24 protein-coding genes are annotated in these 23,755 nt (G+C 43.0%); 22 read left to right on the forward strand and 2 right to left on the reverse strand.

Translation table 11 applies throughout. The features are described from left to right. Window positions 1–134: 134 nt before the first annotated feature. From FGL80_RS03960 to FGL80_RS04065, 22 genes are all read left to right on the forward strand, one after another. Window positions 135–1,769: a peptide ABC transporter substrate-binding protein gene (locus FGL80_RS03960; RefSeq protein ID WP_055308382.1), complete on the forward strand. Its 1,635-nt coding sequence runs from the start codon at window positions 135–137 to the stop codon at window positions 1,767–1,769. 305 nt (window positions 1,770–2,074) lie between these two features. Further along, window positions 2,075–3,028 carry a ribonucleoside hydrolase RihC gene (rihC, locus tag FGL80_RS03965; protein ID WP_055308381.1) on the forward strand — a complete coding sequence of 318 codons (954 nt, stop codon included), beginning with the start codon at window positions 2,075–2,077 and terminating at the stop codon, window positions 3,026–3,028. 76 nt (window positions 3,029–3,104) lie between these two features. After that, the gene (rsmG, locus tag FGL80_RS03970) at window positions 3,105–3,824 is read left to right on the forward strand and encodes a 16S rRNA (guanine(527)-N(7))-methyltransferase RsmG (protein WP_055308380.1); all 720 of its coding nucleotides are present in this window, start codon (window positions 3,105–3,107) and stop codon (window positions 3,822–3,824) included. Window positions 3,825–3,900: 76 nt separating this feature from the next. Further along, entirely contained in the window at window positions 3,901–4,662 is a 762-nt protein-coding gene (locus FGL80_RS03975; RefSeq protein ID WP_147001815.1) for a ParA family protein, read from the forward strand. Continuing rightward, the gene (locus FGL80_RS03980) at window positions 4,652–5,551 is read left to right on the forward strand and encodes a ParB/RepB/Spo0J family partition protein (protein WP_055308378.1); all 900 of its coding nucleotides are present in this window, start codon (window positions 4,652–4,654) and stop codon (window positions 5,549–5,551) included. Before FGL80_RS03975 ends, FGL80_RS03980 begins: the two co-directional genes overlap by 11 nt. Before the next feature lies 1 nt (window position 5,552). Continuing rightward, the gene (locus FGL80_RS03985; RefSeq protein ID WP_055308377.1) at window positions 5,553–5,759 is read left to right on the forward strand and encodes a DUF951 domain-containing protein; all 207 of its coding nucleotides are present in this window, start codon (window positions 5,553–5,555) and stop codon (window positions 5,757–5,759) included. 76 nt (window positions 5,760–5,835) lie between these two features. Then, on the forward strand, window positions 5,836–6,936 hold the full coding sequence (gene ychF / locus FGL80_RS03990) for a redox-regulated ATPase YchF (RefSeq protein WP_055308376.1): 1,101 nt from the start codon (window positions 5,836–5,838) through the stop codon (window positions 6,934–6,936). A gap of 64 nt (window positions 6,937–7,000) precedes the next feature. After that, window positions 7,001–7,705 (forward strand): DUF1129 domain-containing protein, encoded by a 705-nt coding sequence (locus tag FGL80_RS03995; protein WP_055308375.1) that lies wholly within the window; start codon window positions 7,001–7,003, stop codon window positions 7,703–7,705. Window positions 7,706–7,717: 12 nt separating this feature from the next. Further along, a complete protein-coding gene (locus FGL80_RS04000) occupies window positions 7,718–8,407 on the forward strand; it encodes a response regulator transcription factor (protein ID WP_009999749.1) in 690 nt (229 codons plus the stop codon). Then, window positions 8,407–9,519 carry a sensor histidine kinase gene (locus tag FGL80_RS04005; protein WP_147001816.1) on the forward strand — a complete coding sequence of 371 codons (1,113 nt, stop codon included), beginning with the start codon at window positions 8,407–8,409 and terminating at the stop codon, window positions 9,517–9,519. The genes FGL80_RS04000 and FGL80_RS04005 overlap by 1 nt, the downstream gene beginning before the upstream one ends. 123 nt (window positions 9,520–9,642) lie before the next feature. Beyond that, window positions 9,643–10,344, forward strand: coding sequence for a glucosamine-6-phosphate deaminase (gene nagB / locus FGL80_RS04010; protein ID WP_055308373.1), 702 nt, complete (start codon window positions 9,643–9,645; stop codon window positions 10,342–10,344). An 84-nt stretch (window positions 10,345–10,428) separates the two neighbouring features. Continuing rightward, window positions 10,429–11,781, forward strand: a complete 1,353-nt coding sequence (locus FGL80_RS04015; protein ID WP_055308410.1) for a glucose-6-phosphate isomerase — start codon at window positions 10,429–10,431, stop codon at window positions 11,779–11,781. Between the two features lie 86 nt (window positions 11,782–11,867). Continuing rightward, window positions 11,868–12,824 (forward strand): competence type IV pilus ATPase ComGA, encoded by a 957-nt coding sequence (gene comGA / locus FGL80_RS04020; protein WP_055308372.1) that lies wholly within the window; start codon window positions 11,868–11,870, stop codon window positions 12,822–12,824. Continuing rightward, entirely contained in the window at window positions 12,766–13,812 is a 1,047-nt protein-coding gene (locus tag FGL80_RS04025) for a type II secretion system F family protein (RefSeq protein ID WP_055308371.1), read from the forward strand. Before comGA ends, FGL80_RS04025 begins: the two co-directional genes overlap by 59 nt. Then, window positions 13,809–14,120, forward strand: a complete 312-nt coding sequence (locus FGL80_RS04030; protein ID WP_055308370.1) for a prepilin-type N-terminal cleavage/methylation domain-containing protein — start codon at window positions 13,809–13,811, stop codon at window positions 14,118–14,120. The genes FGL80_RS04025 and FGL80_RS04030 overlap by 4 nt, the downstream gene beginning before the upstream one ends. Continuing rightward, the gene (locus FGL80_RS04035; RefSeq protein WP_055308369.1) at window positions 14,104–14,490 is read left to right on the forward strand and encodes a prepilin-type N-terminal cleavage/methylation domain-containing protein; all 387 of its coding nucleotides are present in this window, start codon (window positions 14,104–14,106) and stop codon (window positions 14,488–14,490) included. Before FGL80_RS04030 ends, FGL80_RS04035 begins: the two co-directional genes overlap by 17 nt. Window positions 14,491–14,660: 170 nt before the next feature. Next, window positions 14,661–15,086, forward strand: a complete 426-nt coding sequence (locus tag FGL80_RS04040; RefSeq protein WP_055308368.1) for a hypothetical protein — start codon at window positions 14,661–14,663, stop codon at window positions 15,084–15,086. Then, a complete protein-coding gene (locus tag FGL80_RS04045; RefSeq protein WP_055308367.1) occupies window positions 15,079–15,375 on the forward strand; it encodes a hypothetical protein in 297 nt (98 codons plus the stop codon). Before FGL80_RS04040 ends, FGL80_RS04045 begins: the two co-directional genes overlap by 8 nt. Window positions 15,376–15,406: 31 nt before the next feature. Next, a complete protein-coding gene (locus tag FGL80_RS04050; protein WP_055308366.1) occupies window positions 15,407–16,417 on the forward strand; it encodes a class I SAM-dependent methyltransferase in 1,011 nt (336 codons plus the stop codon). 117 nt (window positions 16,418–16,534) lie between these two features. Continuing rightward, a complete protein-coding gene (locus tag FGL80_RS04055) occupies window positions 16,535–17,797 on the forward strand; it encodes an acetate/propionate family kinase (RefSeq protein WP_055308365.1) in 1,263 nt (420 codons plus the stop codon). A gap of 108 nt (window positions 17,798–17,905) precedes the next feature. Next, the gene (locus tag FGL80_RS04060; protein WP_055308364.1) at window positions 17,906–19,234 is read left to right on the forward strand and encodes an endolytic transglycosylase MltG; all 1,329 of its coding nucleotides are present in this window, start codon (window positions 17,906–17,908) and stop codon (window positions 19,232–19,234) included. A gap of 273 nt (window positions 19,235–19,507) precedes the next feature. Continuing rightward, a complete protein-coding gene (locus FGL80_RS04065) occupies window positions 19,508–20,473 on the forward strand; it encodes a GRP family sugar transporter (protein WP_010681820.1) in 966 nt (321 codons plus the stop codon). An 81-nt stretch (window positions 20,474–20,554) separates the two neighbouring features. Here FGL80_RS04065 and greA read toward each other — a convergent pair whose 3' ends face one another. Beyond that, window positions 20,555–21,037 (reverse strand): transcription elongation factor GreA, encoded by a 483-nt coding sequence (gene greA, locus FGL80_RS04070; RefSeq protein WP_010003959.1) that lies wholly within the window; start codon window positions 21,035–21,037, stop codon window positions 20,555–20,557. Between the two features lie 68 nt (window positions 21,038–21,105). After that, window positions 21,106–23,712 (reverse strand): YfhO family protein, encoded by a 2,607-nt coding sequence (locus FGL80_RS04075; RefSeq protein WP_055308363.1) that lies wholly within the window; start codon window positions 23,710–23,712, stop codon window positions 21,106–21,108. Window positions 23,713–23,755 lie beyond the last annotated feature (43 nt).

Consider the following 23,755-nt stretch of genomic DNA (forward strand, 5'->3'; position numbering starts at 1 on the left):
AATCAAATAATAATTTCATTTTATCATAGCGTTAAAAAGTTGCACAAGTGGTTTAATTTTTAAAATAATGAGCTTGTCATATTATTTTGGTTAGATTATAATTAGTTTTATTAAGTAATAAGGAAATGGGATGTATGAAAAATTGGCAAAAATATGCAGCGGGCGGCGCAGTCGTGGTCGTTGCATTGGTAGGAACACGCGCTGCAGGTCTCTGGGGCACATCACAAGCAAAAGATAGTCAGGTGTTGCACTTTTCACTGCCAACACCATTAAACGGATTAGATACTGCAACCGTCACGGATGAGTATTCAATGGATATTGTTGGTAATGCTGGAGAGGGTCTGATGCGTGCTGATAAAAACGGTACGCCACAACCCGCACAAGCAAAGTCGGTTAAAGCGTCTGCTGATGGTAAAACTTGGACCATCACTTTGCGACCAGACTTGAAGTGGTCAGATGGTTCAGCATTAACAGCGAATGATTTTGTTTATGGTTGGCAACGCGCTAACGATCCGGCAACGAAGTCGGAATATGCGTATTTGTATAGTGGCATTAAAAATGCCGATAAAATCCAAAGCGGTGACGCTGACAAGAAAACTTTGGGCATTAGCGCTAAAGGCAACGTTTTGACCGTCACCTTAGAAAAACCACTCCCGCAGTTTGAAAGTCTATTGACCTTCCCAACATTTTTCCCACAGCAGCAAAAGTTTGTGGAAAAGCAGGGCAAGCAATTTGCCACCACTGCGGCCAAGTCTTTGTATAACGGACCATACAAGTTTGAAGGTTGGCAAGGGACGAACAACCAATTTAAGCTTGTGAAAAATGAGCATTATTGGGATGCCAAAAATGTTAAAACACCAGAAATTGATTTCCAAGTCATTCAAAAACCCGAAGTGGCTGTGCAAATGTACAAGACTGGGAAGTTAGATGCAGCGCTAGTGAATACACCGCAGTTAGCACAGGCCAACAAAAACAATAAAGGCTATCGCGTCACACCACAAGCGACAACTGTTTATTTGGCTTATAACCAAAGCGGTAGCGTGAAGGCCCTGACGAATGCTAAAATCCGACAAGCGTTGAATTTGGCGACAAATCGTTCTGAGTTGAACTCACAAGTGCTATCTGGCACGTCAACAGCAGCAAATTCCTTTACACCAAAGGGCTTGAGTCAAGCTAACGGAGAAGATTTTGCAACGTATGCCAAGCAAGATTATGCATATAACCCAACTAAGGCGCGCGAATTGTTCAAGGAAGGACTGGCTGAACTTGGGGTCAACGCTGTCACGTTGGAAATTGAAGCAGACACTGACCGTGTGGCTAATGCCAAAGATGTCGTGAACTACTTGCAAGGCCAGTGGATCAAAACATTACCAGGTTTGACCGTGACCCAAAAGTTTGTGCCATTTAAGCAACGTTTGCAGGATGGTAGTAATAAGAACTTCCAAGTGATGCTGACGCAGTGGGGTGCTGATTACGCTGAACCAACAACCTTCTTGGATTTGGCAGCCACTGACAACCCGAACAACTATAATCACAATAGCACACCGGCCTATGATGCCTTGTTAGCAAAGGCTAAGGGTGTTGATGCGACTGACGATAAGCAACGGTCGGCGGATGAGTTGGGATTGGAAAAAATTATCCATGAACAAGCATTGTTGAACCCGCTTTATTATCAGGCACAACCAGAATTGGTTAATCCAAACGTTAAGGGCTTCTACCACCATGCGGTAGGAGTACCACTTGATTTCAAGACGGCTGTGCGCCAATAAAAAATGAAAAAAGAACAGGTTGCGTTATCGCGACCTGTTCTTTTTTCAGGATAAGAAAAACCATGCTAACCCAATTGTTAACATGGCTGCTGCAATCGTAATGACCGCTTTTCCTTTAAGCGGCCAAAACGATTGCGCGATACATTGCTGTATGACTCAAAAGTTATGACCCCCTTTCCTAGATTGTTTACAGTGTACAAGTTCATGCCGTTAAAATCAAATCATTTGCTTGAGATGAGTTTGTTATAATGAAAGATATAAAGTTAAAAAATGGAGGCACGGCGTGACGAACACGCCCATGATCGATGATAAATAAAATACCGGTAATTTTTGATACAGATCCAGGGATTGATGATGCGGCGGCACTCACGGTGCTGTTAACGGATGATCGTTTTGACGTGAGGTTAATCACTGCCGTTGCTGGTAACGTCTCTGTGGATAAAACAACCAAAAATGTTCTAAAATTAACCCATTTCTTTAACCGGCCAGATGTTACGGTTGCGCGTGGTGCGGCAAAACCACTCGTGAAAGCCTATCAAGATGCGGCTAATATTCATGGTGTCGATGGCTTGGCTGGGTATCACTTTGCCGAACCAACCACTAAAACCGTGTCCCTATCAGCGGTTGAGGCGATGCGGGCAACGTTGCTGGCGAGTGATGAAAAAATCACTTTGGTCGCTGTTGGCGCCTATACAAATATTGCCATGTTACTCCAAAGCTATCCAGAAGTAACCGATAAAATTGCGCGTATTGTGGTGATGGGTGGCAGTTTATCCGGTGGTAATATGACGTCTGTTGCTGAATTTAATGTTTTCACGGATCCAGATGCAGCCAAAATCGTGTTTAATAGTGGGTTAGATGTGACCATGATTGGTTTGGACGTCACGCTAAAGGCGCTGCTGACGGCTGAATCAATGGCAACACTTGCGGCGATGAACAAAACGGGTGAAATGCTAACGGCGTTGTTTAATGCCTATGGGGATGGTGCCATGGCAACAGGAAAACCCATGCATGATGTGAACACGTTATTTTATTTACTTTCACCGGAAAAGTACACAATTAAGGACTATTGGATTGATGTGGTGACTGAAGGACCAGCCATCGGGGCGACAGTGGCAGATAGCCATGCGAGAACCCATACGACCACGAATGTCCATGTGGCGACCGACATTGATGTGGCTGCCCTTAATGCGTGGTATTTATTAGAAATTGCGCAAATTAATGATGCGGCTGTGAATGCTGGAAAGCTTGAAAATTAGGCTTTTTTCAGGTATTCTAGTATTAGTTGTAATTGGCGCTTTTTGTGCTGCAAAAACTTGAAAACGGAGTAAGAAATTGACAGTCGATGAGTTTGTTTCAGCTTTGAAAAACGCTGGTATCCAGTTAACTGAAAATCAAATCCAACAATTTGAACAATATTTTGAAATGTTGGTGGCCACGAATGCGCATGTGAACCTCACAGCGATCACGGAAAAAAAGGATGTGTACTTAAAACACTTCTACGATTCTTTGACGGTGGCGCAATATGAGAAAGACCTTCAGCAGACGACTGGGACGCTGATTGATGTGGGCACGGGGGCAGGTTTCCCATCACTACCACTTAAAATTGCCTTTCCAAACTTGCAAATTACCATGGTTGACGCGTTGCAAAAGCGCGTGAAATTCTTGCAAGATGTGGTCACAACGCTGGGTCTCACAGGCGTGACAATTGTGCATGGCCGTGCAGAAGATATTGGTCAAGACCCAAAGTACCGTGAACAATTTGACTATGCCACGGCACGGGCTGTGGCACGGACGAGTGTTCTGGCTGAATACACCTTGCCGTTTGTGAAAATTGGTGGGGAATTCTTGGTGATGAAGGGTTCTGCTGCAGAGCAAGAACTAGCGGATGGCCAAAAAGCCTTAGCCACGTTAGGTGGTCAGTTACGTGAGTCATTTGAATTCACGCTGCCTAATGGTGATACACGCTACGTGCAAATTGTTGATAAAAATAAAAAAACACCAAAGAAGTATCCACGACAAGCTGGTACCCCTAGCAAAAAACCGATTGGATAATCTTAAAAACGCTTGGCGCCGATGCGTGCCGATCGGAACAAATAATTAGTGTTGACAGAAAGGACGTCAAAACCAAATGGCACAAATAATCGCATTAGCCAACCAAAAAGGTGGCGTCGGCAAAACGACGACGAGTGTAAACGTAGGTGCGGCGCTTGCCCAGGCCGGACAACGTGTTTTACTTGTGGATATTGATGCGCAAGGGAACGCAACCAGTGGTTCAGGCATTGATAAATCAGAACTTGAACGTGATAGTTATGATGTCATCGTTGATGGTGCGCCGTTACACGAAGTGATTGTGCCAACGGATAACTATGATTTGGTACCAGCAACGATTCAATTATCAGGTGCTGAAATTGAACTAGCTGATAAAAAAGAACGTGAATATCGCCTCAAAGCCGCACTTGCCACAGTGGCTGATGATTATGATTTCATTCTGATTGATAATCCACCAGCTTTAGGGTTATTGACGGTTAATGCTTTTACGGCAGCAGATGCCATTTTGATTCCGGTTCAAACGGAATTTTATGCCTTAGAAGGTTTGGGACAGTTGCTCAACACCATTGAACTGGTGCGTCAGCAGTTTAATCCGGACTTAGATATTGCGGGTATCTTGTTGACAATGTATGACGGCCGGACGAATTTAGCCAAGCAAGTTGCAGAAGAAGTCCGGAATTACTTTGGCGACAAAGTGTATGACACGGTGATTCCGCGCACGGTACGGTTGAGTGAAGCGCCATCTTATGGCCAAGCAATTATTGATTTTGATCCACGTTCAGTTGGTGCACAAGTCTATACAGAACTGGCACAGGAGGTCTTGAAGCAATATGGCAACTAAAAAAGGTGGTCTGGGAAAAGGACTCGGTGGCTTGTTCAATGCCAACAATGTGACGGAAGAAGCTTTAGAACATACCAAGTCAGTGACAAAAAAGGCGAGTGATACTGAGCAAGTTGAACGGTTGGCGTTAGATAAAATTATGCCTAATCCCTTTCAGCCACGGCATCATTTTGATGCGGCTAAGTTAAACGAACTCGCCAAGTCGATTAAGGCTTCTGGGGTGCTGACACCAATCATTGTGCGCCGTTTGGGACGCGAATACCAAATTATTGCGGGTGAACGACGGGTGCGGGCCTCAAAGTTGGCCGGCCTAACGACAATTAGCGCCATTGTTCGGACAGTTGATGACGAGACGATGGCGGCAGTGGCTTTGATTGAAAACTTGCAGCGCGATGATTTGGATGCGATTGAAGAAGCGCAAGCTTACCAAGCATTAATGACGCAGCTGCAATTGACGCAAGCACAAGTTGCTGAAAAGGTTGGTAAAGAACGGACAACTGTGGCCAATGCTGTCAGATTGTTGAATTTACCAACGTCAGTCCAAGATTTGGTGCAAGCCGGTGAGTTATCAATGGGACAAGCACGGGCCATTTTGGGCTTGAAGGCGAAGTCGCAAATTGAAAAAACCGCTGCGCTTGTTGTGGCACGACAATTAAGTGTTCGCCAAGTCGAAGCGCTCGTGAAGCAAATGAATGCGGGTGCTAGTGACAAACCAGAAAAGGTTGTGTCGCCTTATGTTGTGGCTATTGCCTCACAATTAGAAGAAAAATTTGGGACAAAAGTCAAAGTCAATGCCGGTGCTAAAGGTAACGGGAAAATTGAAATTAACTATGTTTCTAACGATGATTTGAATCGCATTTTAGATTTATTAGACATTGAGGTCGAGTAATATGGTGCAACCATTAGACTACAAGTTAAATGACGTTGTTGAAATGAAAAAGCCACACGCTTGCGGTGCCAATGCTTGGCGTATTACCCGCGTAGGTGCGGATATTAAGTTGAGCTGCACGCAGTGTGGCCGTGGCATTATGATGTCACGCTTTGACTTCAATAAACGTTTAAAGAAAATTTTACACTCAGCAGATACTGAGATGTAATGGGTTTGATTAAGAAAGGAAACGTGCTCCAAAGATGCTAACGATGACGTGGGCATCTTTGTCACATACTTAAGATATGGCACTTACTGCTGGAATCGTCGGCTTACCAAACGTCGGCAAATCAACACTTTTTAATGCAATCACTAAAGCGGGCGCCGAAATGGCGAACTATCCCTTTGCGACGATTGAACCTAACGTGGGGATGGTTGAAGTCCCAGATGATCGTTTAGCACGGATTCAAGAACTCGTACCTGCTGATAAGATCATTCCAACAACGTTTGAATTTACTGATATTGCTGGTATTGTAAAAGGGGCTTCACAAGGTGAAGGCTTGGGGAACAAGTTCTTAGAAAATATTCGTCAAGTGAACGCCATTGTGCACGTAGTGCGTGCGTTTGATGGCGATGACATTATTCACGTTAATGGGGTAGTTAATCCATTAGACGATATTGATACCATTAACACCGAGTTGATCTTGGCCGATTTGGAAACAGTGGAAAAGCGCTACGCAAAAGTTGCGCGTGCAGCCAAAGGGCAAGATAAAGATGCCAAAGCGGAATTTGCCGTTTTGGAAAAAATCAAGCCAGTGTTAGAAGCCGGCAAGTCAGTCCGTTCAATCACGTTTAATGATGATGAACAAAAAATCGTCAAAGGATTATTCCTATTAACGACGAAGCCTGTCTTGTATGTTGCCAACTTAGCAGAAGACGACATGGCTGATCCAGAAAGTTCAAAGTACTTTAATGACATTAAAGCCTTTGCGGCAAGTGAAGGCGCGGATGTGATTGGTTTATCAGCTAGTGCAGAAGAAGAAATTGCCCAATTAGCTGATGAAGATAAGGCTGAATTCTTAGAAATGGCTGGGGTCACAGAGCCAGGCTTGAACAAGTTGATTCGGGCTGCTTATCATTTGTTGGACTTGCGGACATTCTTTACTGCTGGTGGTAAGGAAACACGCGCCTGGACATTTAAAGCAGGGATGAAGGCACCACAAACTGCTGGTGTGATTCATTCCGACTTTGAACGTGGTTTTATTCGTGCCGAAACAATCGCTTTTGATGACCTAGATACTTTGGGTTCAGTTAAAGCGGTGAAAGAAGCGGGTAAGTTACGTTCAGAAGGTAAAGAATATGTTGTCAATGATGGCGACATTATCGAATTTAGATTTAACGTGTAAGCATCACGACGCGACGTGATGAAGCGGCGTGATGCCGCGTACATAATTGCCGGAGGAAGCAAAAATGTCAGAAGAAAAACAGCGACTAACGAAAAAAAATGAAGATTTTATGTTTCACTTTAAAAAATTATTGGCACAAAACGGCCAATTGTCGCCCGAAAAAATTGAATCAGTGACAAATGAAGTCACTGAAAAATTACTTGAAGCACAACGAACTGGGACAACAGCTGCTCAATTGTATGGGACACCTACACAAGCGGTCGCACAGTTCCTTGATCCCAAGCAAACAGCGCGCAAGTTGCATGAGTATAAGTTCTGGGAATTAGCACTTGATACGTCAATGGCAATTTTGATGTTATTTGCTGGTGTTTTTGGATTGTCATTATTCTTTTCAAAGCAAGCAGGTGGTCAAGGTGCCGGTATTGTCTCACTCTTGTTGATTGCGTTCTTGGGTGGTTCACTTTACACGGCGGTTGTGTTGAAGTTAACGCCTAATCCAAAAGCACAAACAGCGGAACCAAAATCACGACGCTGGTTGTATCTTGGCCTAGCGTTAGTGGCTTGGGTCGTTGGCTTTATCGTTCTTGGTTTGTTACCACCAGTGATTAATCCAACTTTGCCACCAGTGGCTTACATCGTTGTTGCGGCTGTGGCTTATGGTGTTTTCCGTTGGAATCGACAACAAGCTGGCCTAAAGGGTGGTGGTTTCTTAGCCATTAGCCTATTATCTCAGCAAGCCCGTTTAGAGGCTGCCCAAACTAAGAAGTAGAAGGAGCCGAAGATGAAGATTTTAGTTGTCGACGATGATATTGAAATTGCTGAATTACTTGAAATTTATCTCAAAAATGAAGGCTATGAACCTATCATGGCAACTGATGGTAAAGAAGCACTTTCAAAGCTCAATACCAATCCGGATATTGCGTTGATGATTCTGGATGTCATGATGCCAAATATGAATGGTTTGGAAGTGGTCAAGACAGTACGTAAAGATAGTCGGATTCCAATTTTGATGTTGTCTGCCAAGTCAGGGGATATGGATAAGATTCAGGGTTTGATTACTGGGGCTGATGATTATGTGACGAAGCCATTTAATCCGTTGGAAGTGATGGCTCGTGTCCGGTCACTTTTGCGTCGTGCGGAAAATGCTGTGCAAGATCAAACACCGGATGTCTTAGATATTGGGTCATTGATCATTAATAAAGATAGCCACGAAGTGAAGACATCTGATGGCGATTTAGTCAATTTGACAGCGTTGGAATTTGGTATTTTGTATCTTTTGGCGTCACACCCAAATCGTGTCTTTTCAGCAGATGATATTTTTGAACGCGTTTGGCAACAAGAATCAGTTGTGTCGGCAAAAACGGTCATGGTTCACGTGTCCCATTTACGTGATAAGATTGAAGAAGCAACGAACGGAGATCAAGTTATTCAAACCGTTTGGGGCGTTGGCTATAAGATTGAAGTAAATTAATGAAAAAATTGGCGTTGTTTTTAAAGCACAATCGCACAAAACTCTATTATGCGGTAGTGACAACTTTGTTACTACTGCTTTTTAGTTGGTCAATTTTTGCGGCAGCAATGCTGATGCAAGGTGATTTACAAAGTGCCCCAACGATCTGGCAATGGGGGACGTGGTCATTGATTGGTGTTGGTGATGTCGTGATTATCATTTGGCAATATGTGCGAATGCGACAAGTCGAAAGTCTCACACGCCTGATTCATGATATGCAGCAAATCGCGAGTGAAAATTCAGATCGCTTGATTGATTGGCAAGTCATGTATGCGCCAAAAACCCAAGCATTAATTGATGTGACCAACACCATCGCCAAACAAACACAAAAAATTCGTGAAGAGGAACGAGAAAGTGAACGTTCCAAAGACGAAATGATTACGAATATTTCGCATGATCTAAGAACACCACTGACAGCCATTATCGGGTATCTCGGTTTAGTTGAAATGAATGGTGAGCAATTAAGTGAAGCCGATCGCGCCAAATACATCCACACCGCCTATAGCAAATCCAATCAGATGAAAGTGTTAGTGGAAGATTTGTTTGAATTTTCCAAGACACAGGCGCATGATGCCGTGTTGAACTTGACGACTTTGAGCTTGAGTGACTTATTTGCGCAGTTAATTGCCAGTTATGAAATTGAAGCACAAGAACACAACGTGGCGTTAACACAAATTGTGAAACCGGAGTTAATCGTTTTAGAAGCAGACTCCGATAAATTGGCACGCGCATTGATGAATTTAATCAGTAACGCCTTTAAGTATGGGGATGGCGCGACATTTATCAAATTGACGGCACAAGTTAAAGGGACTGATGTGGAAATTCGTGTCATTAATGACGGCATCAAAATTCCAAGTGAGGCGCTAACCGATATTTTTGATCGTTTCTACCGTGTTGAAAGTTCACGGAATAGTCAAACGGGTGGAACGGGACTTGGCTTAGCCATTGTAAAAGGCATTATTGCACAACACCATGGACAAGTGCGGGCCACATCAGATGATGAACTCACAACTTTTATTGTGACATTGCCTTTACGACAAACGGATATGACCACAGCGTCACCGGAAGTATAGCAACAGGTCTGCTGACCTGTTTTTTATTTGGGTAAAAATAGTGATTGGCTATTTCCAAAATGGCAAAAGTGTGTTATTATATTGGTATAGACCAAAGTGGTATAGACCAATAAGGAGAGTATGATGCGGATTATTAAAGTAAGCAATCCAGATGTTGGCGCACAGCGTGCGTTTGAAATTTATGAAGACGCACTTGCCAAGGGCACGCAGGTACTTGGCTTAGCAACCGGCGCCACGCCTATTAAATTATACGAAAAGTTTGTGGATAGTTCACTGGACTTTTCCGATTTGACAGCAATTAATCTTGATGAGTACGTTGGCTTGACGCCACAAGACCCACAAAGTTACCATTATTTTATGCAGCAACACTTGTTTCAATACAAGCCGTTTAAGCAAACTTTTATCCCAGATGGTGCCAGTGATGATATTGAACAAGCCGCTAAGGCTTATGATGACATCATTGCGCAACATCCCATTGATTTACAATTATTAGGTTTAGGGCAAAATGGCCATATTGGCTTTAATGAACCTGGGACGCCGTTTAATTCAACGACGCACGTGGTGAATCTAACCGAATCAACAATCGCTGCTAATGCGCGATTCTTTGACAATCCGGCATCAGTACCGACGCAAGCCATTTCAATGGGCATTGCGTCAGTCATGTCGGCTAAAAAGATTCTCCTGCTAGCCTTTGGAGAAGCTAAGGCAGCGGCCTTGGCAGCAATGGTTAATGGCCCAGTGACTGAGGCTTTACCGGCGTCAATTCTACAAGAACATGCCGATGTGACCATTATTATTGATGACGCAGCTGCATCAAAATTGTGATAAAATAAAATTGTAAGCGCTTAACAAATTTTAAGGAGGAAATGCGCCGCCATCTTATTTTGATGGGGACGCTTGGCTAACGCTATGGCACACATCACACTTGATACAAAAAACATCGAAAATTTCGTCGGCGAACACGAATTTTCTGAAATGCAACCATTAATTACGATGGCGGATCAACAACTACGCAATCGGACGGGTGCAGGCGCTGAATATTCGGATTGGCTCACATTGCCAACAGATTATGACAAGGCAGAATTTGCGCGGATTAAAGCAGCCGCAAAACGTATTCAAAGCGAGTCAAAGATTCTTGTTGTCATTGGTATTGGTGGCTCATATCTTGGGGCTAAGATGGCAGTGGATTTCTTGAATCCAATGTTTAACAATGAATTGCCAGATGACCAACGCCAAGGTGTCAAGATTTACTTTGCCGGTAACTCAACGTCAGCCGCATACCTTAACGATTTGGTACGTGTCATTGGTGACCAAGATTTCTCCGTGAATGTGATTTCAAAGTCTGGGACAACAACAGAACCTTCAATTGCCTTCCGTGTGTTCAAGCAATTACTTGAAAAGAAGTATGGTGCTGAGGCCGCTAAGCAACGTATTTATGCCACAACTGATGCCAATCGTGGGGCACTGCATGATGAAGCTGTGGCAGCTGGGTATGAAACGTTCACGATTCCAGATGGTGTCGGTGGGCGTTTCTCAGTCTTGACAGCGGTTGGCCTATTGCCAATTGCTGCCAGCGGTGCTGACATTGACGCATTAATGGCAGGTGCCAAAGATGCACAAGAGGCTTACTCAGATGCTGATTTGAATAAAAACGCGGCTTATAAGTATGCCGCTGCCCGTCGTATTTTGTACGATAAGGGGTATACAACAGAACTTTTAATTAACTGGGAACCTTCAATGCAATATCTATCTGAATGGTGGAAGCAATTGATGGGTGAATCAGAAGGTAAGAACCAAAAGGGGATTTATCCCTCATCAGCCAATTATTCAACTGACTTACATTCACTTGGTCAATATATTCAAGAAGGTCGTCGTGACTTGTTTGAAACAGTTGTTAAGCTTGATAATCCGGTTTCAAATTTGGATTTGCCACGCGAAGCAGATAACAATGATGGCTTGCAATATCTTGAAGGCATTACAATTGATGAAGTCAACACAAAGGCATCACAAGGCGTTATCTTGGCGCATGTCGATGGTGGTGTGCCTAACTTGGCTGTGCATTTACCTGCACAAGACGCTTATACATTGGGCTACATGATTTACTTCTTTGAACTAGCAGTGGGCGCATCAGGTTATCTATTTGGTATTAATCCATTTAACCAACCTGGCGTTGAAGCCTATAAGACAGCTATGTTTGCCTTACTGGGTAAGCCAGGCTATGAAGCAGAAACGCAAGCATTCCGTGCGCGTTTAGGTGAATAATGATTTAAGCACTCAAGGATTGAGTGCTTTTTTTGTGAGCAAATATTAGTGCCCGCGTATCATATTGATGTGACAGAGGGGGTAATATGGAGACTATTTTAGAAGCAGCAATTGCAAATCATGCCAATGATATTTATCTATTACCACTTTTCGAAACACACTATAGCGTTAAATTTCATATTGATGGCCGTGCGACACAGCATGTCACATTGACTACGGTTGCTGCCCAACAGATGATTGCTGCGGTGAAATATCGTGCCAAGATGAACATCTCTGAGCGTCGGCGCCCGCAACTTGGGCGGTTTAGCCACAAGGATATATGGATTCGTGTCTCGACAGTCGGTGATTTTCTCAATCGCGAAACCTTGGTATTACGACTGATTTATCAAAAAGGTCGCCGACAGAACTGGTTAGCAACAACGCAATTTGAACAACTTTATCAACAGATGCCAAGTGCCGGCTTGTTTTTAATTGCTGGTCCAACTGGGTCCGGCAAAACGACAACCCTCTATCGGTTACTTGAACGGCTAGCAGAGAATAAGTTAGTCCTAACCATTGAGGATCCAGTTGAGATTCAGCAGTCAAAATTTGTGCAACTACAAGTCAATGATGATGCGGGTATCCACTATGATGATCTTATCAAAGTGGCCTTGCGGCATCGACCAGAAATTTTATTGGTTGGTGAAATTAGAGATCAATTAACAGCTGCGGCCGTAGTCAGAGCTGCCTTAAGTGGGCACTTGGTATTGAGTACGATTCATGCCATATCGGCACGTGACGTTATTTTACGCTTACGCGACTTAGGCGTTGAACCGGCACAATTAGCGGTTGCTTTAACGGATGTCGTGTACCAGCGACTGGTCACGACCACGCAGCAACAACAGGCGGCAATTATTGATCATTTAGGCAGTGATGATATTGCGCGTGTACTGCAAGGACAAACAGTGCCAAAGTTTTCAAATCAGTGGCAGGAGGTATTAGCACATGCATTGGCGACCAATAAAATTTCCAAAGCGCATTATCACCACTTCACGCAACTTTAAACGGCAACATCAAGTGTTATTTTTTCAAGAGCTTGGGGAACTATTACAATCAGGTTATAGTATTGCGCATAGTTTAGATATTCTTGCTGCTGCGCACACACCGTGGACGGCTTGGTTAGCAACTGTCAATGCGCGCTTAAATCAAGGGGTGCCGTTGCACGTTGTGTTAGATCAAACTGTCTCACAAGCCATTTTGTTACAAATTAAACTGGCGGATCAGCATGGTAATTTGTCCGAAACATTGGTCACAATTGGTCAGCATTTAGCCCAAGTGCAACAACAGCAACAAAAAATTAAGCAAGTATTACAATATCCAATCGTTTTAATTGGGTTGCTTGGACTGATGCTGATGGGTATGAAGCTTTTTTTATATCCGATTCTACAACAGTGGCAAGATACAGCAGTGTTAGATTCGGGTGAAACACAGCAGGTAATGTGGTATGTCATAGGCATGATTGTCGTGGCGTTGTGTTTTGGTATCTGGCATTGGCGTCGTTTGCCGGCACGTCAGCGACTGAAAATGCTATCACGATTATGGTTGATAGGACCAATTGTGAAAACAATTGTGACTTATCAAGTCGCGCAACAACTAGCGGTGTTACTGGCTAATGGTTTGACGGTACCAGAAATTTTAGCAGAAATGTGTGCTATTCAGGGCCAGAAAAATCAGCAGTTGGCGATTCTATTAGCTGAAGATGCGCATATAGCCTTACAATCAGGCTGTACGTTATCCGAATATATTCTTAAACAACCTTACTTGAATCAGGCATTAGCAGGCTATTTTGTTCGTGGGCACGAACCCAAACGCCTCGCAGGTTATCTCGCGTATTATGCCAAGTTACAGTATCAACAAGTGATGCAACGGACGAATCGGTTGATTGATATGTTGCAACCTATCTTTTTTGGTGTGATTGGCATCGCTATCATTGCAGTCTATTTGTCGATGCTGTTACCCATGTACCAAACGATTGGCGGTTTATATCAATGACATTTTTTAAACGTAAGCATCCAGGATTTACATTAATTGAAACAGCAATTGTCCTTTTTATCATCAGTTTACTCATGTTACTGATTTTGCCCAATTTAAATGCGCAACGTAAAAAAGCGGTTGCAACCCATGCAACCGCAATGGTATCAACCGTGCAATCGCAAATTGATTTATATATTAACGAGCATCCGGATGATCAAATTGTGACGTATTCAGACTTAGTGGCTGCGGGTTATTTATCGCCCAAGCAAGTCCAAAAGGCGAAAGAACTACACATCAGCCTTGATAATAATGAAGCACATCAGTAAAGGCTATACCTTACTTGAATCACTGGTTGTACTCGGTATTGTGGCTGGCTTATTTTTGATCGGTAGTCGGATGCCAGTGTCAACACCAAATATGTCACAATGGTCTGCCACGTTCAAATCAAGTTGGCAACAAGAACGGATATCGGCGCAAACACAGCAATGTCGGCAGACGGTTCACTTTCGAGAAAATGGCATTGTTTTTAATCATCTGGCCTATCCCAAAGGGTATCATCACGACAAGACACAGACAATCCAAATTTTACCAACAGGTTATGTTGCCCCGACGACAGTGACACTCAGTAATGGTCAACATGTGATCAAAATTATTTTTAGTTTAGGAGGTGGGGCGTATCGTATTACACAGTCGTAGGTCAGCCTTTATTCTTGGTGAAGCTTTAGTTACCTTTGGCTTATTAAATGGGTTACTTTTATTAGAATATGAACAAGTAACCCATTATAAACAACAGGTATAACGTTTAGAAAAACGGTATCAAATGGCCCAACAAGAACGCTTAGCGGCAATGAAAGCATGGCATACCGATGACCAACCGTAAATTACCGGCGTTTACCATATTGGAAACAGTGATTGCGTTGGGCGTAACTGGTTTGTTATTTGTCACGATTCAATTACTGTTACCTTGTTTTCGTGTGTCGCATGAACCGCCTTTAGATATGGCATTACGTGCAGCTATCTATCAAATCACGACACAAAAATACGCGTTAAAGGGGATTTTGCCGCATGAATTACAGCTGATGAGTCATGATGGCAAAAAAATGACACTCAGTATTGTTAAAAATCGCCTGCAATTGTCGGGTGAGGGCGCCGGCCAAGTTATTTTTATTTCCGAGGTAACAGCATTTCATGTTAAAGATTATACGGCATATGTACAACTTGAATTATCAGGACAACAGCATCAGCAAGCAACCGAAGTTCTCTACCTACCGCGTGCGCAGATGGGTGATTAAGCGTCAACGCGGGGCGGTTTTTGGCTCAGCGTTGATTATTTTGGCGCTCCTTGGCAGTCTAATGGTGTTACAAAACATTGCCTGGCATGCCCAATTACAAACGCGTCAACAATTAACGGTAATGGCACAGTTGGACACCATACAATTTAAGGCGAGTACCCTGTATGCCAAAACACAGCAAACCACGTTTAATTTAGCAGGTGCTAGCGTGACCGTTCAGGATGATGACCTGCGTATTCGTTTGGGGCAAACAACCTATACACGGGCGTTGCTCAGGCACGCGCCTTGAAAACCTTATGAAAACACGTTAAAATAAGGCTATGACACAAGATAAAATAGCACAATATTTCGATGATTTAACAACAAACTCACAGGCCTTAGCCAAGGATGCCGACATCAGTCTCACAGATGCATTGATTGAGCTTTTAGAAGATGTCGCAAACGGGCAAGTAGCCATTGAAGATGATAAGCCAACCCCAGCAGTTGCTGAACAGATTGAAAAGTTTATTGCGGCGTTTGACTGGCGCAGTATGTCGCCAGCCGATCTCCGAAAGACGTTGCAATTAGCAATCTTAAAAGTCACTCGGGATGACCATACGCAGGCTAATTTCCAAATTACACCTGACGGTATTGGTTATTTGTTGGCTGATTTTTTGTTGCAAACGGCAGACCTTAAATCAGGAGATACAATTCTGGATATGACAGTCGGTGCTGGGAACTTATTGCAGACTGTCAATGACGTCTTGAAAATGAATGACCTAGATGTTAAGCGTATTGGAATTGATAACGATGAGACACAATTGGCCTTGGCAACGGCGGTTGATCAGTTGTTGACCAAAGGGACAACGACTTTTTATGAGTCAGATGTTGTCGCATTGACTGAAATGCCAAAGGCCAAGGCGGTTATCGCTGACTTACCAGTGGGTTATTATCCATTAGAGCCAGCAGAAAGTTATCAAACACGTAACCACGATGACAAATCATTTGTTCACCATTTGTTGATTGAAAAAAGCTTGGAATTTGCAACTGATGATGGCTGGGTCTACTTGATTGTACCGGCCAATGTCATGATGGGCGACCAAGCAAAAGATCTGTTGAAATTTTTGACACAAAAAGCACAACTTAAAGCATTTTTGCAATTACCAGCTGCTTTCTTCAAAGACCCACGCGCTGCCAAGGCGATTCTTGTACTTCGTAAACATGGAGTGGGTAGTCATGGCGAAGTGTTAATGGGACAATACCCACCATTGAAAGATATTGAAGCGCTACAGAAATTTTTGCAAGATATCAAAGCTTGGGTTAAACTGGATAAAGAGCAGAACAAAGCCTGATGTTGTGACAATGCACTAAATATTAGAGTGTTTACATAACGAAACACTACCATATCTGATATTTTAAACATGTCGCGGATCAGTACACGTTTAAGAAAGACAGGTAGAAATTTAATCATGGCTAAAACAATGGCTGTAAATGCTGGTAGTTCTTCATTGAAATTTCAATTGTTAGAAATGCCGGCTGAACAGGTACTTGCACAAGGATTGATCGAGCGGATTGGCATGGATGATGCCATTGTGACGATTAAGTACGACGCCAAAGCAATGAATCAAGGCGTACGTTTGGACGATCAATCAGTGGATGACAGCAATATTACAATTTCGAAAGATGGGCAAACACGAAAATATGAAACTGTTTTGCCAATCAAAGATCATCAACAAGCTATCAACTTTATGCTACAAAAATTAACTGATTTGGGCATTATCGTTGATTTCAATGAAATTACTGGCGTTGGACACCGTGTTGTGGCTGGTGGTGAGTGGTTTAACCATTCTGTTAAAGTGACAAAGGCGGTCTTGGAAAAGATTGATCGTCTGGCAGATTATGCGCCCTTGCACAATCCAGCGAATGCCATGGGAATTCGAGCCTTTCAAAAGTTATTACCAGATGCTGTCTCAGTTGCTGTGTTTGATACTTCTTTTTATCAAACAATGCCTGAAGAAAACTATTTGTATGCGATACCGTATCAGTATTACACACGTTATGGTGCGCGTAAATACGGTGCGCACGGGACATCGCATCGCTATGTTGCCGATCGCGCGGCTGATATGTTACGACAACCACTTAAAGATTTGAAAGTCATCACGATGCACTTAGGTGCTGGTGATTCCATTACGGCGGTGAAAGATGGGAAAGCATTGGATACGTCAATGGGCTTCACACCACTAGCTGGTGTGGCGATGGCTACGCGGTCTGGGGATGTCGATACGTCGTTGATTTACTATATTCAAGAACGTGAGGGTCTAACAAACGACCAGATGTTGAACATCTTAAATAAAAAGTCTGGCTTGTTAGGGTTATCAACGATTTCGTCTGATATGCGCGACTTATTGGCAGTTTACGATACTAATGACCATGCACGATTAGCGATTAAAGTATTCGTGAATCGCATTGTCAAATATGTTGGTCAATATATTGCCGAAATGGGTGGTGTTGATGCCTTAGTCTTTACTGCGGGTATTGGTGAAAATTCAGCTCCAATTCGTCAAATGATTGCCGATAAGTTAGCCTATTTCGGGGTTGCTTTGGATGAAGCGGCCAACCAAAAGCGGGGCGAAGAAATTGATATTTCTGCCAAAGATGCTCGAGTTAAAACGCTGGTTATTCCGACGAACGAAGAATTAATGATTGCGCGCGATGTGGAGTTATTCAAGTAATCTCCTTTTAATCTTTCGTCAAACGAAATATGATAGAATAAAACAAGTCGACTAGTGTGTCAGCACGCTAGTCGCTTTAATATTGAAGACATTTTTAGAAGGTGAATTATGGAATCGAGAAAAGAACGGCATCAGCATGAAATCCAAGCTGCTGAAGCACTTGATGCGGCGCAAAATAAGGCATCGTATGATCCCAAAAATCCATTTAATGACGTATATGGTAATGGGCCTCGTCGTAAAAAGCGCGGACCAGTGAAACGATTCGTAGCGATGTTGGCGTTGCTTTTGATTCTATTAGGCGTTGCGTTTGCCCTTAAAGCATTGTTTACGGATAAGTACGCGGCCTTAGATCCTAAAGATACAACGTTTATTACAGTTAAAATTCCGGAAGGCGCGACGGCGTTACAGATGGGACAAACGTTGCAAGATAAAAAGGTGATTACTGACGGCAAGGTATTCTATAAGTACGCTATGTCACAAGGGGCAGAAAAGCTACAAGCAGGGACGTACCGATTGTCACCAGCACAACCAATGCAACTCATTTTTAATCAAATGGCGGCTGGTCCAGCATCAGCACCAATATTGCCAAAGGGTTACGGTTATGTGAGTGTTGGGCAAACACCAGATGAAGTGGCGGTGAATTTAGCTGATCAGGTGAAATCTGTTTCAGTCCAAGATATCTTGACAGCGTTTAATGACAAGCAATTAATCAACAAGATGTACCAAAAATACCCAGACTTACTACGCGGTGTGAAGCAATCAAGTACGAAAGATGCCAAGTTATTAGACTATGTGTATCCGCAAGCCTTTGACTTAAGACAAGCCAAGACAGCTGATGATATTGTTGGCGTTTTGCTTGAAACATCGAATAAGACAATGACGCCATACTATAAGACCTTACGGGCTAATGGTATGGCAACACCAAATGTCATGGCACTTATTGCGACATCAGGGAAAGCTGAATTCGAACGACGCTTAGCTTTCATTAACAAGATTGCCCCTTATGCACAGCAATTGGCTAAGCAATATGGTATTTTGGCTTCTATCTCAATTGCCCAAGCCGCCCATGAATCCAACTGGGATAATTCAAAATTGTCGTCAAAGTATAACAACTTTTACGGCGTTAAGACACAGGATACGACGCCTGGCAAGTCAGTGGTCCTGGATACAACTGAATATGTCGACGGCAAGCCACAAACTGAACAAGCACGTTTTGCAGTGTATGATAGTTGGAAAGACAGTATGAAGGAACATGCGGAAACGATTGTTAACGGTAATACTTGGAATCCTGATCAGTTTAAGGATGTCTTAGCAGCAAAAAATTATAAAGAAGCAGCAAAAGCCTTGTATGAAGATCATTATGCAACAGACATCAACTATACAAAATTGTTGATTAATTTGATTGAAACATGGAACTTACAACGCTTTGATAAGTAAAACTACCAAAATTTTGGTAGTTTTATTTTTTTTGAGATGATGACGATTTATGGCAATAACGTCATATTCATTGATGAATGCTTGATAAAACAATAAGCGTCAGATTGTCATTATGATAATTACGTGTGAAAACGTTGAAAAATAAATAAAAAAATGAAAACGTTTACAAAAAGTAACAAAAAGACTTGTGTAAACGTTTTCATTCGTGTAAAATAGTTCTAGTAAATATGTTATGCAATCAATGCATGATCAGAAATAAGGAGCGATATAAAAATGAATGCAGCACTTTTGTTGGCGCTTGTGCCAGCACTAGCATGGGGCTCAGTTGGCCTTGTTAATACTAAAATGGGTGGTTCAGCCGGTCAACAAACACTTGGAATGACTTTTGGTGCGTTGATCTTTGGCTTGGCCACAATGTTTTTCTACGTAATGCCAAATCATGCTTATCTTGGGTCACAAATTTGGATTGTTGGTATTCTTTCTGGTTTGGTTTGGGCAGTTGGAACTGCCGGCCAATTCTTAGCCATTAAGGATTTGGGTGTGTCACTTGCCATTCCGTTGTCAACTGCGGGTCAAATTGTCACTAACGCTTTGATGGCCGCTGTGGTCCTTGGCGACTGGAAGACAGGTAAGATGTGGGCGATTGGTATTATCTCAATCGTTGCCGTGGTGATCGGGGCAACTTTGATTTCTGCCCGTGATAAGGCACAAAAGTCAGATGTTGCAGCGCAACAAGCCGCAACAAAGAGTATGACCAAAGGGTTGGTTTATCTGGTTATTTCAACCGCTGGTTATATGTTCTACTTCGTTTTGCCAAACTTCTTGAACAAGATTGGTTACATTTCAGATGCGATCAAGGCAAAGAATAACGGTGTTGATTATATGACAGCAATCGTTGGCCCACAAGCCATCGGTCAAGTTATCGGTGCTTTCTTGATTGTGATCTTTGTTTTGAAAGAAGCAGATCAAATGTTTGAAAAGCCAACTTGGAAGAATATTTTGACTGGTTTGGTTTGGGCAACAGGTAACATCTTTATGTTCATCTCAGCCGCTAACCCAGCCGTTGGGCAAACAATTGCCACAACGTTCTCACAACTTGGTATCATTGTCGCAACATTCGGTGGTATCTACTTGCTTGGTGAAAAGAAGTCAAGCTACCAAATGAAGATGATTATTGTCGGTACAATTCTTGTTGTCATCGGTGCAATCATCATCGGCAATATCAACCAATTTGCATAAGATACTTAAAAACCAGATGCGTCTGGTTTTTTTGTTTACAAAAAAAGACTAGCGACATGTTGTCGTTAGTCTTTTAAGTGATTACTTTTCAACTTTTAGAATTTCAACTTCAATACTGTCACCACTTGGCAATGGTACAGCAACTTTGTCGCCAACCTTTTTACCAAGCAAGGCCACAGCCATAGCTGATTCGTTTGAAATCTTACCAGCAAGTGGATCTGATTCTGTTGACCCAACAATTGCATATGTTTCAGGTTCTTCGTCAGGTAATTCCTTAAAGGTTACTGTCTTACCAAGTGACACTTCATCAGAAGCCGTAGCATTTGGATCGATGATTTGAGCATTTTCAATCATCTTCTTCAAAGTCAAGATACGACCTTCAACGAAGGCTTGTTCATCTTTGGCAGATTGATATTCAGAGTTTTCAGACAAGTCACCGTATGAACGGGCGATTTGGATACGATTGGTAATTTCAGGACGTTGATTTGAGATGAGATCTTCCAATTCAGCTTGTAGCTTTTCACGACCCTCAGCTGTCATTGGAAATACTTTTTCTTCTGACATAAAAAATAATTCCTTTCAATTTTGCGACATTATCGCAAATAATAAGCAAAATGAGCATATCATGCAGGCTATGAACTTGCAAGCTTTTTTTGTCGGGCAAATGAGAAAATAAGACCAAGTAGTGCGACACTGGAAATGGCAACGCCTAGCCACCAAAGTGGCGGCGTATAGCGCCACGTGACGGTATGCCGACCAGGGGTTGTTTTAATGGCCATAAAGTAATCAGCCGCTAATGCGGGTTTAATGGGATGGCCATCCAGGATGATGTGCCAACCTGGCGCTTTGGGAATGGTGGTCATGATGAGAGGTTGGTCAGCTGTTGTCGTGATAGTACCGGTTAGTTGACGTGGACTAAATGCCGTGAGATGTAATGGTTGCTTAGCCAATGTGGCAGCTTGTTGCTGGAACAGGTTTTGATCAATATGGTATAAGGTCACGTTATTGAGCACTAAAAACTTCGTTTGTTTAAACCGGATGGTAACAGTTTGTGGCTGTGACTTAGCGTTAGCGGCGAGGTTAATCACAATCGTATGACGATAGGAGCTAAATTGTTTAATGACTTGACCATTGAGCAACAAATCGAAATCTTTGATTTGCAGACCGCTACCAATCGTTAGATAGTAACTGTCATTGGTTGTTGGCGTGAATTGCAAATCTAAGCTGGCAGGTTGCGTAGGATCCTTTTTGGTAATGACGGCATCAGTAATGATCGTTGGTGGCGTCGTGATGTTATGGCCAATAACCTGATTAAAATTAGCAACTTGCAAAGGCGACGTTGTTGCCCCAGTCAAATTTTGCCATAAATTGGCTTGGTTTTGCAGTGGATTATTGGTGAGTAATTTTGTTGAAAGCGCTGCGTTGTTTGCTGCAAAGGCAACTGGCAGGGCGTAGGAATTTTGCCACACAGCGGTTGTCTGATTGCGCGCTTTTAGATGGTAAAAACTGGTATCTGGCCGGTGGCCAATCCGCAAGTTTTGTGGATCACCAGGTTGTCCTGGCGTTTGCGCACTCGGGGTAATGACGTATTTCATGCCTAACAAAGCATCCGATAAAAGACTACCGTTACTATAGTTGACGAAGTTATCTCCATCTGGCTGACCAAAATAGCCGAAGAATGTTGGCGTTGATTTTGAGATGGATGAACTGAAATGGGCGCCACTATTGTAGTTGAACATCATGGCATCCCCGCGCGTTCGTTGAAAGGTTTGGGCGACACGATACCAAGTCTTGTCTTGCTTTAGGGTTTTATCGGCGCCCTGTAGGGATTGAATGGCACGTTGATATTCGGTATTTGTTAAATAAGAAAAATGATTGAGCGTTGCATAGACATTGACAGTCAGGCTGCCAAGGGTTACCAAAAATAAGAGGGGCAGGCGCAGACGATCAGATGATTGGAAGAGCAATAAGGATAGCGTGATTAAGAAGAGCCCTGCAAAGATGGCGATGGTGCGGTGGTTGATATAAGAAACGTGCTGATTTGACATCAGTGCGTAACTGACAATTGCCATCATGACAGCGAGGTACCCAACGACCGTGACGAACTGTGGTTGCCAAGTTGGTTGCCATGAGAGCGCTGCAAGATAAATAATGAAAAAACTGATGATGAAGCTAAACCGGTAAGGGTACCAAACAGGGTATTGGAACCCGTGAAAGAGTAACGTCAACGGCGCCCAAGTTGTGGCCACGATTAAGAAAGCGATAATGATAAAACCGCCGACTTTCACGCGCCAGTGCCATAAATTGGTGGTTAAAAAGGTAATCAAAGTAATCAACACGAAGGCTGATACATAAAAGTTTGCTAAACCGGTCTGCATTTGATCAAAATCAAAGCTACCGGGAATGAGTTTAAAAACAAGTTGTAGTGGATTGTTATCAAACCGCCAAGTCAGTGGTGAGTTATACTGTGATTTACCGATGCGTAATTGATAAATCGTGGGTAAGAGTAACCAGGCGCTTAAGGCGCCGGCCGTTAAGCTCCCGTAGACAAAACGTTTAAAAATTTGCCAGCGCGGTTGGACTTGTTGTGGCCAAGTGAGGCGCCAGAAAAAATAAAGGACGAGGAAAATAGCAATCATGTAACCAATATAATAGTTACAAATAATGGTGGCGCCTAACAGCAACGCATAACGCCACCAAGTGGCTTGCACAAATAGGCGTTCAAGCTGGAGAATGACAAGCGGTAACAAAATCGCCGCATCCAGCCAAAGGAGATTTAAATCATTGGCCACAAACCAACCAGACAGGGCATAGTTGACGGCAAAAAGCATCACGTAATAGCCTCTTTGTAGCTTTAAGCGCGTTAGCAAGTAGGCCATAGTGAGCCCAGCGGCACCAAATTTTAGAACAGTGACGCCTAAAATGGCTGCCGGTAAGTTGATATTGGGAACGACTAAAAAGATGAGATTAAAAGGGCTCATTAAACAATAAGCCCATTCACTAATCATATCGCCACCAAGGCCGTTACTAAACGAATAAAAGAAGCTGCTTGGATGGGACAAAAAAGCCGTTTTAAAGGCAGCAAACTGGTCAATATATTGTTGTCCCAGATCCACCGTTAATATGGAGTTCGTACCAAAGGGTGCCATTCCGCGATAAGCATAATAACTTAGCATGATCACGGCTGGGAACCAAAAACTTAACGCGATTGGGGAAATAAAAAATCGTTTGATAGTCATATTACTAATATACCAAATTATCGGGATATTTTTAGCGCAAAAA

Origin of the sequence: Leuconostoc lactis, assembly GCF_007954625.1 — a bacterium.
Taxonomy (GTDB): Bacteria; Bacillota; Bacilli; order Lactobacillales; family Lactobacillaceae; genus Leuconostoc; species Leuconostoc lactis_A.